Genomic DNA, 15,301 nt, shown 5'->3' on the forward strand with positions numbered 1-15,301 from the left:
CGCCCAGTCAGCGGCCGCCGCAGCAGCAGTCGCAACCCGAACCGCCCTTGCGGCCGACCTCGACGCGCCAGACCTCCGGCCCCTGTTCCAGGTACTCCCAGGTGAGTTGGCCGGGGAACGCCATTTCGAGCTGGTAGTGCAGCGGTCGCGGGTCGTGGTCGCTGGCGATCACGAAGGCGGCGCCGGGTGCCAGCGCATCGACCATGGCGAATATCCTCGGATGACGCTCCATCCGCGGAATGGTCCTGACATCGAGAACGGGGATGGTCGCAGCTTCGGCAATTGCCATGTCTCTTCTTTCCTTCGGCCCGAAAAGGGAAGCCGGGAGAAGCGGCCGCCCTCCCCCGGAAGCGGAGACCCTAGGGCGGCGCGCGGGCAGCGAGATTGCCGAAACGCAAACAAATCCGGGAAACGGCGCCTGGTTGGCTTTTCGCAAAGAGGCCGGACGGCCCCGGGGCTAGAACCGTGGCCAGGCAAACGCAACAGAACTGGAAATGCCATGCCCGCAACCATCCTGGAGAAATACGGCGAGGCGCGCCTGCCCCGCTATACGAGCTATCCGACGGCCCCACGCTTTTCGCCTGCCATCGGAGCCGGTTCCTATAGCGACTGGCTCGGCCAACTGCCCGCCGGCAACCCGGTGTCGCTCTACCTGCACATCCCGTTCTGCCGGTCGATGTGCTGGTATTGCGGCTGCCACACCACGATCACGAGACAGGACCAGCCGATCCTCGACTATCTCACCGTGCTGTGCGACGAGATCCGTATGGTGGCTGGGCGCATCCCGCACCGCCTGCCGGTGGGCGACGTGCATTTCGGCGGCGGCACGCCGACCATCATGGAGCCGGCGGAATTCCGCTCGCTGATTGCGCTGCTGCGCGAACACTATGCTTTTGCGGACAGCACCGGCATCGCCGTCGAGGTCGACCCGCGCCGACTGACGGCCGAGATGGCGCAGGCGCTGGGCGCGGCGGGCGTCACCCGCGCCAGCCTCGGCGTGCAGAGCTTCGATCCCGTGGTGCAGAAGGCGATCAACCGCATCCAGACAGAGAAGCAGACGGCGGAGGCCACCGACAACCTCCGCCGCGCCGGAGTGGGCGGGATCAATTTCGACCTGATCTACGGCCTGCCGCACCAGACGGTGCAGTCCTGCATCGACACGGCCAATGCGGCCATCGCCATGCTGCCCGACCGCTTCGCGGTGTTCGGCTATGCGCACATTCCATCCTTCAAGAAGCACCAGCGGATGATCGACGAGGCCGCCCTGCCCGATGGCGCAGCGCGCAACGAACAGGCAGAGGCGATCGCCGAGACACTGGTCGGCGCAGGCTACAGGCAGATCGGTCTCGACCATTTCGCGCTGCCGGGCGACGACCTCGTGCGGGTTCTGGAAGCAGGTCGGCTCCGGCGCAACTTCCAGGGCTACACGACGGACAATTGCGAGACGCTGATCGGCTTCGGCGCCTCGGCCATCGGGCGCATGAAAGACGGCTACGTGCAGAACGAGGTGGCGCCCGGTCTCTATGCCCAACACATGGCCTCCGGCCGGCTGGCAACCGCCAAGGGCTATCGCCTGACGGAAGAAGACCGGCTGCGGGCCGAGATCATCGAGCGCCTGATGTGCGATTTCAGCGCCGATGTCGGCGCGATCTCCAGGGCGCATGGCTTTGACCCATCGGCGCTGCTTGCCGACAATGATCGGCTGGTGGAATTGGCGGTCGACGGAGTGCTCACAATTGCCGACGGCGTGGTGCGCGTCAGCCAGCAACATCGCTTCGTCATCCGCGCGGTCGCCGCAGCCTTCGATGCCTATATCGACCAGTCGAACCGGACGCATAGCAAGGCGGCCTGACCGCCGGTCCCGAAGCGAAAAGGCCCGGCGTGGATGCGCCGGGCCTTCCGCCATCGCAGCCTCGTTCCCCTAACCTGCAAGGCTGCGATAGATGGCGGGAAGTGCTGCCGGCAGCTTCGCTATGTTGCCGACCACGGCATAGCCGTTCTGGCCGAACAGCACCGGCACGTAGGATCTTGCCTCGCGGTCGACCGTCACCCCGAACACGCCAAGGCCGCTGCGCCGTGCCTCGATCACGGCACGGCGGCTGTCTTCCAGCGCGAAGCGGCCCTCATAGTGGTCGATGTCGTTGGGCTTGCCGTCGGTCAGCACCAGAAGCAGCTTCTTGCGGTTCGGCTGCTTTGCCAGCTCCGCCGCGGCATGCCTGATGGCCGCGCCGATGCGGGTGTAGTAGCCCGGCTTGAGGGCGGCGATGCGCGCCTCGACCGTCGCACCCATCGGTTCGTCGAAGGCCTTGACCGTCTCGATGCGCACCCAGTCGCGGCGACGCGAGGTGAAGGTCAGGATCGCATGGTTGTCGCCGCAGGCGGCGAGCCCGTTGGCCAGGATCAGCAGCGCCTCCTTCTCGACGTCGAGCACCCGGCGGTTGTCGAACCAGGCGTCGGTCGACAGTGAGACGTCGACGAGGATAGTCGCTGCGAGATCGTGCGCTTGGGGCCGGCTCATCAGGTGGATGCGGTCGCTGCCCTGGCCACCGGCGGCGAGATCGCAACGGGCGCGCACCACCGCGTCGAGGTCGAGCTCGGCACCGTCGAGCTGGGCACGCAGCATCTCGCGGCGAGGCCTGAGCACCTCGAACTGGCGGCGCACGCGCCGGATGAGACGCCTGGCCCCGACATCGGGCTCGCCGACGGTTCCAAGGATCGCGGCTGGTGCGGCCAATACCCGACAGTGATCGGAAAGGTACGTGCCGGTGCGAAAATCCCATTCCGGATAGGTGCATTCCGCCGTCAGCGGCGTGCGGTCCAACGCCTCGGGCGGCAGGTCGAGATCGAAGCGGAAGCGCGACGCCGGCCGGCCCTTGCGCTCGCCCAGCGTCATGTCGTCGAGATCCTCGGCAGCCTTGGCGTCGTCGTCGCTGTCGTCGGAGGGCCGGTCGACATTCACCATTTCCGCCATCGCCAGGATCTTCTCGAAGCGGTTGAGGATGAAGGGGCTGCGCTCTTCCTTGCGCGCTTCCTGATTCTCGCGAACCGCGAGTTGGCGCTCCGTTTCGGCGCCGGCGACGTCCTTTCCACCATTGACGGGCTCGTCCTCGCCGCGGCGGGGCGCGGTTTCCTGACGGAGCAAGGCATCGGGCCACAACGGCACCGGAAGCATTGGCAGGTACCCCGCCGGGGCGCGGTACGGGAAGATCAGCGGCGGCGCGTCGTCGGCTTCTTGCGCCCCTTTCCTGAGAAGGCTCGCTATGCGTGCCTCGACCTGTGCCTCGACCGACGGCAACGGACCGCGACGGCGCGCGGCAAGCGTTGCCGCCGCCAGGCGCCGGTAGCGGCGGCCAAGCCCCGGAAAGCTCGCGACCACACGGGCCGCCGTCGCCTCCGCGCACCTCAGCGCTGCAAGGTCGCGCAGCAGTGGATCCGTCTCTACGATGGGGTCCAGCGGCATCGCCGCCATGTAGGCAGCCAGCCAGACATAGAGGTCGCGGTTGAGTGCCTTGTCAGGGAACATGTCGATCGCTGCTGGCAGCATCAGGGATGAGCCATCGCGGGCGGGCTGGACGAGCTTTTCCTCGCCGAGCCCCATGCGCTGCCGCCAGCCGAGGCGATGGCTCGATGTCTTGCCGCGCACCGTCGCGATCTGGACCGCACCCTCACCGCCGAAGCCGCGGAAGCAGATGGCCAGCATCGGCTGCATGGCAGCCAGGTGCACTGCATGTTCCGGATGGCGCGGCCAGGTCTGCACATGCCCGATGAGGCGGTGCCAGGCGCGCCCGACGGTCTCCTCAAGCTCAAGGAAATCCATGGCCGCGCCTCAGCGGATCAGGGAGTCGGCCAACTCGACCAGCGCCGTCTTGACGTCGGGCTCGTCGGTCAGCGGCTCGATCAGCGCCGCAAGCACGGCTTCGCGCAGGGGCAGGCCGGCCTCGACGAGGCTGGCACAATAGACGAGCAGTCGGGTCGACGCGCCCTCCTCGAGGTCGTGGCCCTTGAGGGCCCGGATGCGCCGTGCCAGTTCGACCAGCGGCGCCACCTGACTTTCGGCCAATCCGCTCTCGGTCGACACGACGGCGATCTCCTCGGCCTTGGGCAGGAAATCGAACTCGATGGCGACGAAGCGCTGGCGGGTGCTCGGCTTCAGGCTTTTCAAAAGGTTCTGGTAGCCCGGGTTGTAGGACACGACGAGCATGAAACTCGCCGGCGCTGTCAGTTGCTCGCCGGTGCGTTCCAGCGGCAGGATACGACGGTCGTCGGTTAGGGGATGCAGTACCACGGCGACGTCCTTGCGCGCCTCGACGATCTCGTCGAGGTAGCAGATGCCGCCTTCGCGAACCGCACGGGTGAGCGGTCCGTCGACCCAAACGGTGTCGCCACCCATCAGGAGGTAGCGGCCAGTGAGATCGGCGGCAGCGAGATCGTCATGGCAGGAGACAGTGGCAAGCGGCAGGCCGAGCTTGGCCGCCATGTGGCCGACGAAGCGGGTCTTGCCGCAGCCGGTCGGCCCCTTGAGCAGCAGCGGCAGCCGTCGCGCCCAGGCGCGCTCGAACAGGCTGCATTCGTTGCCCGACGGGCTGTAGTAGGCGGGGCTGTCGGCGACTGGGCGGACAGCGGGCACCTTGGTGGCGACAGAGGCGACGATCATTGGGGGGGGGGGGACTCCACGGGAAGCAGGCATGGGGGTGCATGGCCCCGGTCGCTACCGAGGCCATGCGTTCGACATCACTCGGCGGGGTAGAGAACGCGGGCAGCTTTTTCGCTGCGCTCGCGACCCGGCACGAGCACGGCCCACATGAAGAGCAGCGCGGAGATGACCACGACGACGCCCGAACCAAGGCGCACCCAGTAGAACAGCGCGAGTTGATCCTGGACGTCCATGTAGCTCTCGCCCAGCACGCGCTGGAGATGCACCTGGACGACGCCAGCGAAAGTCAGCGCAAAGGTCATTACCGACATGGCCGTGACCATCATCCAGAAACTCGCGACGGAGAGCCACTGGTTGTAGGGCGCGCGTCCCTTAATCTCGGGGATGGCGTAGGCCATCATCGCCAGGTTGAGCATCACATAGGCGCCGAAGAAGGCGAGGTGCCCATGGGCGGCCGTCACCTGCGTGCCGTGGGTGTAGTAGTTCACCGAGGACAGCGTGTGCAGGAAGCCCCAGACGCCGGCGCCGAAGAAGGCCATGACCGAGCAACCGATCGACCACAGCAGGGCGGCCTTGTTGGGATGGTTGCGGCCTGCCTTCCAGGTCATGTGGAAGGTGAACACCACCATCGAGAAGAACGGCGCCACTTCGAGCGTCGAGAACAGCGAGCCGATCCACTGCCAGTAGCCGGGCGCGCCGATCCAGTAGTAGTGGTGGCCGGTGCCGAGGATGCCCGAGAACAAAGCGAGGCCGACGATGATGTAGAGCCACTTTTCGACCACCTCGCGGTCGACGCCGTTGAGCTTGATCATCAGGAACGCCAGCACCGACGCCATGATCAGCTCCCACACGCCTTCGACCCAGAGGTGGATGACGTACCACCAGTACATCTTGTCGAGCGCGAGGTTGGACGGGTTGTAGAAGGAGAACAGGAAGAAGATCGCCAGCGCCCACAGTCCGAAGAGCAGGATGTTGGTGACCGTGGTCTTGCGGCCCTTCAGCGACGTCATGGTGATATTGAAAAGGAACATCAGCACCACGACGACTATGCCCACCTTGATGGCGAAGGGCTGCTCGAGGAACTCGCGGCCCTCGTGGATCCTGAACAGGTAGCCGACCACGGCGACGCCCGCCGCGACGAAGAACATCCAGAACTGCACGATCGCCAGCTTGGGGCTGAACAGTTCCGTCTCCGCCTCCTCCGGTAGCAGGTAATAGGTCGCGCCCATGAAGCCCATCAGCAGCCACACCACCAGCGCGTTGGTGTGGATCATGCGGATGATGTTGAACGGCAGAAGCTCGGACAGCGTGTTGGGCAGGACATAGATGGTGCCGGCAAGCACGCCGAAGGCGACCTGAGCCAGGAACAGCACAAGCGCGCCGTAGAAATAGGTCATCGCGACCTTTTGCGTTTGGTATTTCATGTCTCTCTCCTGGCGTTCAGCCGGCCTCGTTCGGCGGCCAGTTCTGGGTCTTGATGCGGCTCGTCCATTCGAGGAAGTCGGCGAGGTCGTTCAGTTCCTCGTCGGTCAGGTTGAACTGCGGCATCTGGCGCCGTCCCTCGATCCCCGAGGGTTGCGCGGCCATCCAGGCCTTGAACGTCTCGCGGGCACCCTCCGGATCTGCCTCGCCGCCGTAACGCTTCCACACATTGCCGAGTTCAGGCGCGAAATAGGCGCCCTCGCCCAGGATCGTGTGGCAGTTGATGCAGGAGTTCTTCTCCCAGACGTGCTTGCCGCGCGCGACCGAGTCCGTCAGCGTCGTTTCGTCCGTCGAGGTCGTCCGCATGTAGAAATGGCTGTGGGCGGTGAGCCCCACGAAAATTGCGAAGAAGAAGAACGAACCGCCGTAGAAGACGTTTCGAGCCCCCGTTTTGGTGAGGCGTTCTGCCATCACGCGATCCTTTCCAGTCAGATTTCCGCGAGGCGGAATTGTCCGATCGATTCATCTCGGCGGCTGGCCGCCAGTCTCCGGAAGCCGTCCCGGTTCGGAACCTTCTATGGGTTTGGGGAAGTCGTTCTTTGCGATTTGGCAAACAAAGCGGCTCAGCCGAGGCTGGCGGCGAACAGGGCCTTGGCGGCGGCCGAGACGGCAAGCACCAGGCACCAGCCTGTCAGCGCGCGCCGCATCGCGGCCTGCCGCCGCAGACCCATGAAATCGACGATGACGAAGCGGGCCTTGAAAAGGGCAAAGCAGAGGACCAGTCCCGGCCCAGCAGCGTTGCCTCCGTAGCGAACCGCAAGCACGCTCGCGCCCGTCAACACGATCAGCGTCAGCCAGGTTCGCAGCAGCTGTCGGTTGGATCCGCCGGTCATGCCGGCCACGCCACGTAGACGATCGGGAACATGACGATCCAGATCAGATCGAATACGTGCCAGAGCGTGGTGATGAGGATCACGTTCGACCGCTCCATCCGCCACGCGACCAGCAGAAGCACCTGCGCGCCGAACAACACGTGCAGCAGGTGGAAGCCGGTGAGCAGAAAATAGAGTTCGAAGAACACGCCGTAGCCCTCGTCGCCGGCGTGACCGATCTCGCCACCATATTCGAACAGCTTGATCGCGACGAACAGGAAGCCGAGCAGCACGGCAAGCACGAGCGCCAGCCGCGCCTCCCCGCGCGAGGCACCCGGACGCGCCGCGCGCGCCGCCTGCCAGCCGCTGGTGAGAAGCACTGCCGTGTTGAGAGCGGCGAGCGGGGCATTGAGATGCTGGCGCGCCGCCGCGAACTGGTTCGGCTGGACGATACCGGCGACCATGAAGGCAACGAGCAGGATGCCGAATGCGGCAAGCTCGCTCCACACCAATGTCCAAAGCAGGAAATCTTCGGCGTCCGGCGCCTCTTCTTCCTGCCGGCTCGTCGAAACCGTCATGTCCATGCCGCTTGTTAGGCATGGCTTCGCCGAGCGTCTTTGCGCTTGCACAAGGTAGCGGGGACGAAAAGCCTGCATGATCGCGACGTGACAATTTCAACCGCCTCGGAGCCCGGTGATGAGCAACGCACAATTCGGCCTGTCGGTCGCCACGCCGATCATCGTCGGCTTCGCACTGCTGCTCTATCGCATGGGCGTCCTGCAGCGCACCGGAGCGGCTTCCGCCGTGCTCGCCTCGGTCGCGATCGCGGTCATTCTCTTCCTCAACCAATAGAGCCGGCTTGAGGTCGCGGCGATGAACCACAGGGCATCGGACGGCATCGCCGCGCTTGAACGCCTCTATGGCAAGATGCTTCGAATCTGCGACGATCTCGAGACGGTCGCCGACACCTTGCCCAACCCCGATCGCCGGTTCTGTAGGCGGCTGGCCACCGAACTCGACACGACGGTCAAGGTCGTCAACCAGCGCGAAGAGAGCGACTTGTTTCCACTGCTTGCAGAGCAAGCCAGCGCGACGATCATCGCCAGGCTGCGCGAGGAGCATGAGCAGGATGCTTCTGGCGCTGCCGGGATCGTGCGCTCGCTTTTTTCATATGGCCGTGCCAAAGGCTCGCATGAAACGACCGGCTACATGCTGCGCGCCTATTTCCTCGCCGTCCGCCGGCACATTGCCTTCGAGCAAGCCCTGCTCGCATCGCTGAAATCCGTCTCCGAATCCCGCTGAACGCCGGAACCTTGCCGGCAGCCATGCACACGCGCTCGGCTGCGCTTGCATGCCCGCACGCCAAGCATTCGCCGCCCACCTGCCAAAATGTCGCACCGCAACATCTGTTTGCGCTGCAACAAAGAAGGGTTGCCGACAAGCTTCTAGTGTCTGGATCGTAACAACAGGCAACGTCACGCCAGAAGGAGATCTAGAAATGTTGACGCGACGCGAAGCACTCTTGGGTACGGCCACAGGTGCGGCAGCGGCCGCGATCCTGGGCTCGATCATCGCCACGCCCGCGCTGGCTCAGGCACGCGCGGCCGATATCGCCGGGCTGCCGCGGGTCAAGGTCGACCTCGTGGCCCCGCCCTTCGCCCACCCCCACGACCAGATCGCCAAGGGCGGCCCGAAGGTCATCGAATACCGGATGACCATCAAGGAGCAGCCCATGGTGATCGACGACGAGGGCACGACGCTCAGGGCCATGACCTATGAAGGCTCGATGCCCGGGCCGCTGATGATCGTGCATGAGGGCGACTATGTGGAACTCACACTGATCAATCCCGAGACCAACGAGATGCCGCACAACATCGACTTCCATGCCGCCACCGGCGCGCTGGGCGGCGGGGCACTGACCCACGTCAATCCGGGAGAGCAGGCGGTTCTGCGCTGGAAGGCGACCCGCACCGGCACCTTCGTCTACCACTGCGCGCCGACGGGCATGATCCCCTGGCATGTCGTGTCCGGCATGAGCGGCGCGGTCATGGTGCTGCCGCGCGACGGGTTGAAGGACGAGAACGGCAAGCCGCTGAAATATGACCGCATCTTCTACATCGGCGAGCACGATCTCTATGTCCCCCGCGACGCGAACGGCAAGTACAAGCAGTACGAGTCCCTCGGCGACAGCTACGACGACACGCTGAAGGTGATGCGCGGCCTGATCCCGACGCACGTCGTCTTCAACGGCAAGGTCGGTTCGCTGACCGGCGACCGGGCTCTCAAGGCCAAGGTCGGCGAAACGGTGCTGTTCGTGCATGCCCAGGCCAACAGGGACTCCAGGCCCCACCTCATCGGCGGCCATGGCGACCATGTCTGGGAGGAAGGCAAGTTCGGCAATGCGCCCGCCAAGGATCTCGAGACCTGGTTCATCCGTGGCGGTTCGGCGGGGGCCGCGCTCTACACCTTCCTGCAGCCGGGGGTCTACGCCTACGTCAACCACAACCTGATCGAGGCGGCCGAACTCGGCGCGACCGCCCATGTGATGGTCGAAGGCGAATGGAATGACGACCTGATGAAGCAGGTCCAGGCACCCGGCCCGATCCCGACCAACTGACCGGCGGGCACCTTTCACTGACCAACTCGGCCCGCCGGCATGCCTGCGGGCCTTTTTCTTGAAACGGTAAGAACAGGAGCCGAACCATGAAACTGGGCAGCTTGCTTCTGACCACGGCAGCCGTTGTGCCGACACTCGCGCTGGCGAGCTACCTGCCCCTCCGCCAACCCGTCGGGCCGGCGACCACGCCTGCAATGGCGTCCCCGCAGACCGTGGCCGTCGCTCCGGGCCGGCTGGCCTACAGGCTGCCGGGCGAATTCCTCACCGCCGCCCGCCCCGTCGATGCGCCGGAGCGCCAGATACGGTTCCGCCGTTCGTTCGACATCATGACCTACCAGGTCAGCGCCGCCGACTATGCGCTCTGCGTCGCGGACGGCGCCTGCGACGCGGCCGACGGCATAGCCGATCGGAGCGGCAACCTGCCCGCCACGGGCATCAGCTTCCGCGATGCCAACGCCTATGCGCAATGGCTGTCGGAGCGGACGGGAGAAAGCTGGCGGCTGCCGACCGACGAGGAATGGGCCTACGCGGCGGCCGAACGGTTCAGCGAAGAGGCGCTGGGCGAGGACGGCGACACCATCGCACGCTGGCTGGCGCGCTACCGCAGCGAGTCCGAAGCCGCCAGGGGCCGCGATCCCGAACCCAAGCCGCGGGGCCACTTCGGGCCCAACTCCAACGGCCTCTATGACGTCGGCGGCAATGTCTGGGAATGGACCACGACCTGCTATCGCAGGGTGGCGCTCGACGAGCATGGTCGCGTTGATACCAGCACCGACAACTGCGGCGTGCGCGTCGTCGGCGGCAAGCATCGCGGCTACATGTCGTTCTTCATCCGCGACGGAAAGAGCGGCGGTTGCGCGGCCGGCTTGCCGCCCGATAACCTCGGCATCCGCCTGATCAAGGAACGTCCGTCGATACTCTCGGCGATCAAGGCGTTGTGGCGCGGCGCAGCCGGCTAGCCTGGCTTACACAAAGGCCCGGATCTCCTGTCGGAGATCCGGGCCTTTCTCATTCCAACTCAAGGCAATCCGCACATCACTGCGACGGCGCCGGGTTGGGCTGGCGAGGCCGCAGGCGCGGACGCACGAGCATGCCGCCATAGAGCGCCGCGTAGCCGAGGAAAGCCAGTGTCCAGGCTCCGGCCGAAGCGTGCAGCAACACCGTGGCACCGGGCATGAAGGCATAGGCAACGCGCAGCGCGGCCGAAACGACAACCGCAACAAAGACCAGGCAGGTGGCATTGCCGGCATGCAGCTCGCGGCCCGTGTGGCCGAGCGTCGCTCGCGCCATCACCGCCAGCGTCATCGCCCCGATCGCGCCCGCACCGAAAGCATGGAGGCCGGCAGCCGGCGGCACCGCGTCGGGCAGAATGGCCGCAAGGCCGGCCAGCACGAAGCCCGCCGGCACGAAGGCATAGGCCACGTGCAGGACGAGCACCAGCGGATCGCGCCAGCTGCGCTCGCCGGCCCAGCGGCAAAGCCGTGCAATGTTGAGCCCGCCTGCGCCCACGAGAAGCAGGCCGCTCGCAATGCGGTCGGGCACAAACGTCCAGGCAACGATTGCAAGCGCCGAGACGACGATGGTCGCGGCGTCGAAGCGATTGAACGGCACCGGTAGCCGGCCGGGGTTCTGGCGCGCCAGCCAGTTGCGCGTGAAGCTCGGGATGATGCGTCCGCCGATGATCATGACGAGCAGAACTGCCGCCCCGATCCCGAGCCTGCGCGCCATGTCGGCACCACCCGCGAAGCGCACCTCCAGATGGAACATGACATTGGCAGCGAACAGGACGCTCACCGGCGCCAGCACCTTGAGGTTGCGCCAGTTGCGGCCGGCGACGATCTCGACCGCGGCCGCCGCGGCGACCGCAAGCAGGAAGGCGCTGTCGATCACGGCCGCGGCCAGCCAGCCGATATCGTCCGAGAAGAACACCGCCAGGCGGCCTGCCAGCCAGAGCAGCGCCAGAGCCAGCAGCGGCAGGCCCTGCACCGGCAGCCGGCCGGTCCAGTTGGGGATGGCCGTAAGCAGGAACCCCGTGACGATGGCCGCGACATATCCGAAGATCATCTCATGGATATGCCAGTCGACCGGCGCAAAGCCGCTCGCGGTGTCGAGCCGACCGGAAAGCATCGGCAGCCACGCCAGGATGGTGAGGCCGGCATAGAGCGAGCCGAGCAAGAAAAACGGTCGGAACCCGTAGGACAGGATCGCAGGATAGTTGCCCGGCCGGACGCGAGGAATGGCCATGATGCACTCCTTTGAAAAGCAAAGGCCGGGCAGAGACTGTCTACCCGGCCGTTTCTGAAAATCCGTTCGGCGTGAACGCCGGGACTCAGTTGCCCGCGGGCACCTGAGCCAGCAGCGCCTCGAATGCCTTCTTGGCCTTGCCGGTCTGCTTGACCGCCTTGGCCTGCTCGAGATTGGCCGGCTTGCCCACCACGATCAGCGCCACCATGCCCATGCCATAGTGCGGCGAGCACTTGACGCCGTAGACGCCCTCCTTGTCGAGGGTGACGGAAATCTGTTCGTTCATCTTGCCCTTGAACGGCGTGGCGCCCTCGGGGATCATGTCCTTGATGCTCTCGGCGTCGTGCGACTTGTCGGAGGGCACGAAGGTGATGGTGTCGCCAGGCTGCGCGACGACGAAATCGGGCTGGAATACCATTGCACCCTTCTCGCCCTTGTTGAGCATCTCGATCTTGATCTCAGCTGCCTGGGCGGCACCTGTCAGGAGGGCGGCGGCAAACGCGGCCGCAATGGCAACTGCATGTTTCATCGTGTTTTTCCTTTGTCCTTGCATGACGGCTCCAGCCGTTGGCCCTCTCTAGGGCGCGCGTGTGTCGAGAACTTTGATCCAACGCAAACTTGACTGGAATTTCAGGAATTCTGCGCCGCTTGCCGCAGTCCGCCGGCCTGTGACATTCTGGCGCTCGACAGCGGTTGGTGAATTCGAGCACTGGGTCCGCGCACCGACCAGGAGGGACACTTGAGCCGACTAGATCGCTCGCTGATTGCCGGCATGCCGATATTCCAGGGAATGGCCCCGGCCGACCTGGACGGCATACTCCAGAAAGCGCGATCGCTGCGCATCGCCAAGGACCAGACCGTATTCGAACAGGAAGGCGAGGCGCATTCCTTCTTCCTGCTGCTCGACGGGCATGTCCGCGTGGTCAAGACCACTCCCGACGGCCAGCAGGTGATCGTCCGCTACATCAGCCCGGGCGAGCTGATGGGCATTGCGCACGCGCTCGGGCGCACCACCTATCCGGCCAGTGCCGTCGCCGCGGTGGATTGCGTGGTGCTCGCCTGGCCGGGGAATCTCTGGCCGGAAATGGCGGCGAGCTTCCCGAACTTCGGTTCCGGCACCTACAGGACGGTCGGCGCCCGCCTCCAGGAAACGCAGGCGCGCGTCGTCGAACTCGCCACCGAGCAGGTCGAGCAGCGTGTCGCCCACGCCCTGCTCAGGCTGGTCAAGCAGACGGGGAGGAAGACCGAAGAAGGCATCCTCATCGATTTCCCGATTTCGCGGCAGGATATCGCCGAGATGACCGGCACGACGCTGCACACGGTCAGCCGGCTCCTCACCGCCTGGGAGGAAAAGGGACTGGTCAAGAGCGGCCGTCAGAAGGTGACCGTGGTCGAACCCCATCGGCTGTTCGCGCTCGCCGAAGGCCAGGCCGATAAGGGCTGACCTTCGGCCCCTACTTCATCGCCTTGGCGAGATCGTCAGCCAGCCTGTCCTCGTCCAGGGAATGCTCGCGCGCGGCGTCCATCACCGTATGGAACGAGGCTATCGGGCAACCGACGCAAAGCAGGCCGTGACCGAGGATGACCCTGATCGTGCCTGGCCATCGCCGCATGATGACATCCATCGTCATGTCGTAGTCGAAACGTGACTTCATCGTCGTTCACCGTTTTTGAAGCCAGATGATGAACGAAGCGGCGCGCCGTTTCGTTGCGCGCCGACAAACAGGCAAACGATCGGGCGGCACCCCAGTACGGGGGCATGACCTCCATCGGCAGGCTGGCACGTACGCCCGCTCCCGCTACGGTGGACATCGGATCCTGCCCCTTGCATCGACGACGCGTTGCAGGCCAACTAGGCCGGACAGACAGAGGCAACGCATGAAGATCGAAGTCACCGACAGCCCATCGTCCGAAGACCTCGACACGGTCGGCGACCACCTGACCGCTTTCAATGCGGCCGACGTCGGACCGGCCGACAAACGCCCGTTGGCGGTATTCGTTCGCGGCGAAGATGGCTCCGTCGTCGCCGGCATTTCCGGCTACACGGCCTGGGGCTGGCTCTATGTCCAGTGGCTATGGGTAGACGAGAGCCTGCGTGGGCAGAGCGCGGCTTCGCGCATGCTGCAGGCGGCCGAGGACGAAGCCGCAGCGCGCGACTGCCATGGCGCTTACATCGACACGTTTAATCCGACCGCGCTGAAGGTCTATCAACGCCAGGGCTACAAGCCGTTCGGCGAGCTGCCGGACTTTCCGAAGGGCCGCACGCGTACATTCCTGGCGAAGCCCCTGCAGCGAGCCTGAAAAAGAAGCATCAGCGGCCATCTGGGCCGCTGATGGTCGTCCATCTCGGTCTGTTCGTACGGCCCGCAGGTCAGCCGGCGATGCGACCGCCGGTCATCGGATGCGGCACGCCGGTCGTGCTCGGGAAGCTGATCGGCATTCCGCGCAGGACGCGCGCGGCGAGGAACGCGAAGCACTCCGCCTCCACCGCATCGCCCCGCCAGCCGATGGTGTCGGCCGAGACCGCGTCGACGCCGGCGCGTTGCCGCAGCATAGCCATGAAGGTCGGGTTGTGTCGGCCGCCGCCGGAGACGAAGAGTTTCGTCGGCCGCTGCGGCAACAGGTCGAGCGCCTTGCCGACACAGGCAGCGCTGAAGGCGGTGAGCAGTGCCGCGCCATCCTCGTTGCTCAGGCCATCGGCCATTGCGGCTGTGAAGTCGAAGCGGTCGAGCGACTTGGGATAGGGTGCGGCGAGATAGGGATGCTCGAGCAGGCGTGCGAGCCTTGCCTCGTCGACGGTACCAGCGGCGGCCAGCGCCCCGCCCTTGTCCATCTCGCCCAGTCCCCTCGCCTTGACGAAGTCGTTGATCGGCGCGTTGGCCGGGCCGGTGTCGAAGGCGACGAGATCTGACTTGCCGTCCCACCAAGTGACGTTGCCGACGCCGCCGAGATTGAGAATGGCGCTGTCGCCGCGCGCGCCGGCCGTGCCGAGCAAGGCGGCATGGTAGGCGGCGGCCAGCGGCGCCCCCTGCCCGCCGGCGCGGATGTCGGCGGTGCGGAAATCGTAGACCACCTTGGTGCCGAGCAGCGAGTGCATCAGCGCGCCGTCGCCCAGCTGCCGGGTCTCGCCGCGCAAACCGCCCTTCTGCGGTCCGCGATGCAGCACGGTCTGGCCGTGGAAGCCGACGACGCCGATCTCGGCCATGGTCATTCCGGCGCCCTCGACGACGTGCCTGACAGCGGCCGACTGGGCGCGAGTGAGCACTTCTTCGGCCTCAGCGAAGATCGCCGGCTCGGGGCCTTCAAAATTCCAGGTCCGCGCTTCGGCCTGCGCCTGCTCCAGCATCGGCCGCACCGACGCTTCGTAGGGCACGAGCGCATAGGGACCGAACGCCTCGATGCGTTCGCCGTCGGTCCTGAGCAGCGCGACGTCGATGTTGCCGTCGAGCACGGTTCCGGTCATCAGCCCGACCGACCAGATGGGTTTCATGT

Annotated in this window: 18 protein-coding genes; 7 read left to right on the forward strand and 11 right to left on the reverse strand. The window is 65.6% G+C overall.

What is annotated here, in order from left to right:
* Positions 1-7 precede the first annotated feature (7 nt).
* The gene (locus tag J2X50_RS21270; protein WP_429097899.1) at positions 8-289 is read right to left on the reverse strand and encodes a DUF2249 domain-containing protein; all 282 of its coding nucleotides are present in this window, start codon (positions 287-289) and stop codon (positions 8-10) included.
* A 210-nt stretch (positions 290-499) separates the two neighbouring features.
* On the opposite strand from J2X50_RS21270, the gene hemN reads away from it, so the two are divergent.
* The gene (hemN, locus tag J2X50_RS21275; RefSeq protein WP_429097900.1) at positions 500-1,852 is read left to right on the forward strand and encodes an oxygen-independent coproporphyrinogen III oxidase; all 1,353 of its coding nucleotides are present in this window, start codon (positions 500-502) and stop codon (positions 1,850-1,852) included.
* A gap of 69 nt (positions 1,853-1,921) precedes the next feature.
* On the opposite strand, the gene J2X50_RS21280 is transcribed toward hemN, so the two are convergent.
* The 6 genes from J2X50_RS21280 to J2X50_RS21305 all read right to left on the reverse strand — a co-directional run bounded on the left by J2X50_RS21280 (position 1,922) and on the right by J2X50_RS21305 (position 7,532).
* Positions 1,922-3,817 (reverse strand): nitric oxide reductase activation protein NorD, encoded by a 1,896-nt coding sequence (locus tag J2X50_RS21280; RefSeq protein ID WP_429097901.1) that lies wholly within the window; start codon positions 3,815-3,817, stop codon positions 1,922-1,924.
* Between the two features lie 9 nt (positions 3,818-3,826).
* Positions 3,827-4,654 carry a CbbQ/NirQ/NorQ/GpvN family protein gene (locus tag J2X50_RS21285; protein ID WP_429097902.1) on the reverse strand — a complete coding sequence of 276 codons (828 nt, stop codon included), beginning with the start codon at positions 4,652-4,654 and terminating at the stop codon, positions 3,827-3,829.
* 77 nt (positions 4,655-4,731) lie between these two features.
* Positions 4,732-6,078, reverse strand: a complete 1,347-nt coding sequence (locus J2X50_RS21290) for a cbb3-type cytochrome c oxidase subunit I (RefSeq protein ID WP_429097903.1) — start codon at positions 6,076-6,078, stop codon at positions 4,732-4,734.
* A 16-nt stretch (positions 6,079-6,094) separates the two neighbouring features.
* Positions 6,095-6,547, reverse strand: a complete 453-nt coding sequence (locus J2X50_RS21295; RefSeq protein WP_429097904.1) for a c-type cytochrome — start codon at positions 6,545-6,547, stop codon at positions 6,095-6,097.
* A 152-nt stretch (positions 6,548-6,699) separates the two neighbouring features.
* A complete protein-coding gene (locus tag J2X50_RS21300) occupies positions 6,700-6,969 on the reverse strand; it encodes a cytochrome C oxidase subunit IV family protein (protein ID WP_429097905.1) in 270 nt (89 codons plus the stop codon).
* The gene (locus tag J2X50_RS21305; RefSeq protein ID WP_429097906.1) at positions 6,966-7,532 is read right to left on the reverse strand and encodes a cytochrome c oxidase subunit 3; all 567 of its coding nucleotides are present in this window, start codon (positions 7,530-7,532) and stop codon (positions 6,966-6,968) included. Before J2X50_RS21305 ends, J2X50_RS21300 begins: the two co-directional genes overlap by 4 nt.
* A gap of 112 nt (positions 7,533-7,644) precedes the next feature.
* On the opposite strand from J2X50_RS21305, the gene J2X50_RS21310 reads away from it, so the two are divergent.
* The 4 genes from J2X50_RS21310 (at position 7,645) to J2X50_RS21325 (ending at position 10,524) form a co-directional block, all read left to right on the forward strand.
* Positions 7,645-7,800 carry a hypothetical protein gene (locus J2X50_RS21310; protein ID WP_429097907.1) on the forward strand — a complete coding sequence of 52 codons (156 nt, stop codon included), beginning with the start codon at positions 7,645-7,647 and terminating at the stop codon, positions 7,798-7,800.
* Positions 7,801-7,821: 21 nt separating this feature from the next.
* The gene (locus J2X50_RS21315; protein ID WP_429097908.1) at positions 7,822-8,250 is read left to right on the forward strand and encodes a hemerythrin domain-containing protein; all 429 of its coding nucleotides are present in this window, start codon (positions 7,822-7,824) and stop codon (positions 8,248-8,250) included.
* A gap of 196 nt (positions 8,251-8,446) precedes the next feature.
* A complete protein-coding gene (gene nirK / locus J2X50_RS21320; protein WP_429097909.1) occupies positions 8,447-9,565 on the forward strand; it encodes a copper-containing nitrite reductase in 1,119 nt (372 codons plus the stop codon).
* A gap of 86 nt (positions 9,566-9,651) precedes the next feature.
* Positions 9,652-10,524 (forward strand): SUMF1/EgtB/PvdO family nonheme iron enzyme, encoded by an 873-nt coding sequence (locus tag J2X50_RS21325; protein WP_429097910.1) that lies wholly within the window; start codon positions 9,652-9,654, stop codon positions 10,522-10,524.
* A 76-nt stretch (positions 10,525-10,600) separates the two neighbouring features.
* On the opposite strand, the gene J2X50_RS21330 is transcribed toward J2X50_RS21325, so the two are convergent.
* Positions 10,601-11,809: an NnrS family protein gene (locus J2X50_RS21330; RefSeq protein ID WP_429097911.1), complete on the reverse strand. Its 1,209-nt coding sequence runs from the start codon at positions 11,807-11,809 to the stop codon at positions 10,601-10,603.
* 85 nt (positions 11,810-11,894) lie between these two features.
* Entirely contained in the window at positions 11,895-12,338 is a 444-nt protein-coding gene (locus tag J2X50_RS21335; RefSeq protein ID WP_429097912.1) for a pseudoazurin, read from the reverse strand.
* A gap of 210 nt (positions 12,339-12,548) precedes the next feature.
* Between J2X50_RS21335 and J2X50_RS21340 the strand changes: the two genes are divergently transcribed.
* Positions 12,549-13,253 (forward strand): Crp/Fnr family transcriptional regulator, encoded by a 705-nt coding sequence (locus J2X50_RS21340; RefSeq protein ID WP_429097913.1) that lies wholly within the window; start codon positions 12,549-12,551, stop codon positions 13,251-13,253.
* A 10-nt stretch (positions 13,254-13,263) separates the two neighbouring features.
* Here J2X50_RS21340 and J2X50_RS21345 read toward each other — a convergent pair whose 3' ends face one another.
* Entirely contained in the window at positions 13,264-13,464 is a 201-nt protein-coding gene (locus tag J2X50_RS21345; protein WP_429097914.1) for a DUF1858 domain-containing protein, read from the reverse strand.
* Between the two features lie 223 nt (positions 13,465-13,687).
* On the opposite strand from J2X50_RS21345, the gene J2X50_RS21350 reads away from it, so the two are divergent.
* Positions 13,688-14,110 (forward strand): GNAT family N-acetyltransferase, encoded by a 423-nt coding sequence (locus J2X50_RS21350; RefSeq protein ID WP_429097915.1) that lies wholly within the window; start codon positions 13,688-13,690, stop codon positions 14,108-14,110.
* Between the two features lie 70 nt (positions 14,111-14,180).
* Here the strand turns inward: J2X50_RS21350 and J2X50_RS21355 are convergent, their stop codons facing one another.
* Positions 14,181-15,299: an anhydro-N-acetylmuramic acid kinase gene (locus J2X50_RS21355; protein WP_429097916.1), complete on the reverse strand. Its 1,119-nt coding sequence runs from the start codon at positions 15,297-15,299 to the stop codon at positions 14,181-14,183.
* Positions 15,300-15,301 lie beyond the last annotated feature (2 nt).

The organism is Aminobacter sp. BE322, assembly GCF_050433525.1.
In the GTDB taxonomy this organism is placed as follows: domain Bacteria; phylum Pseudomonadota; class Alphaproteobacteria; order Rhizobiales; family Rhizobiaceae; genus Aminobacter.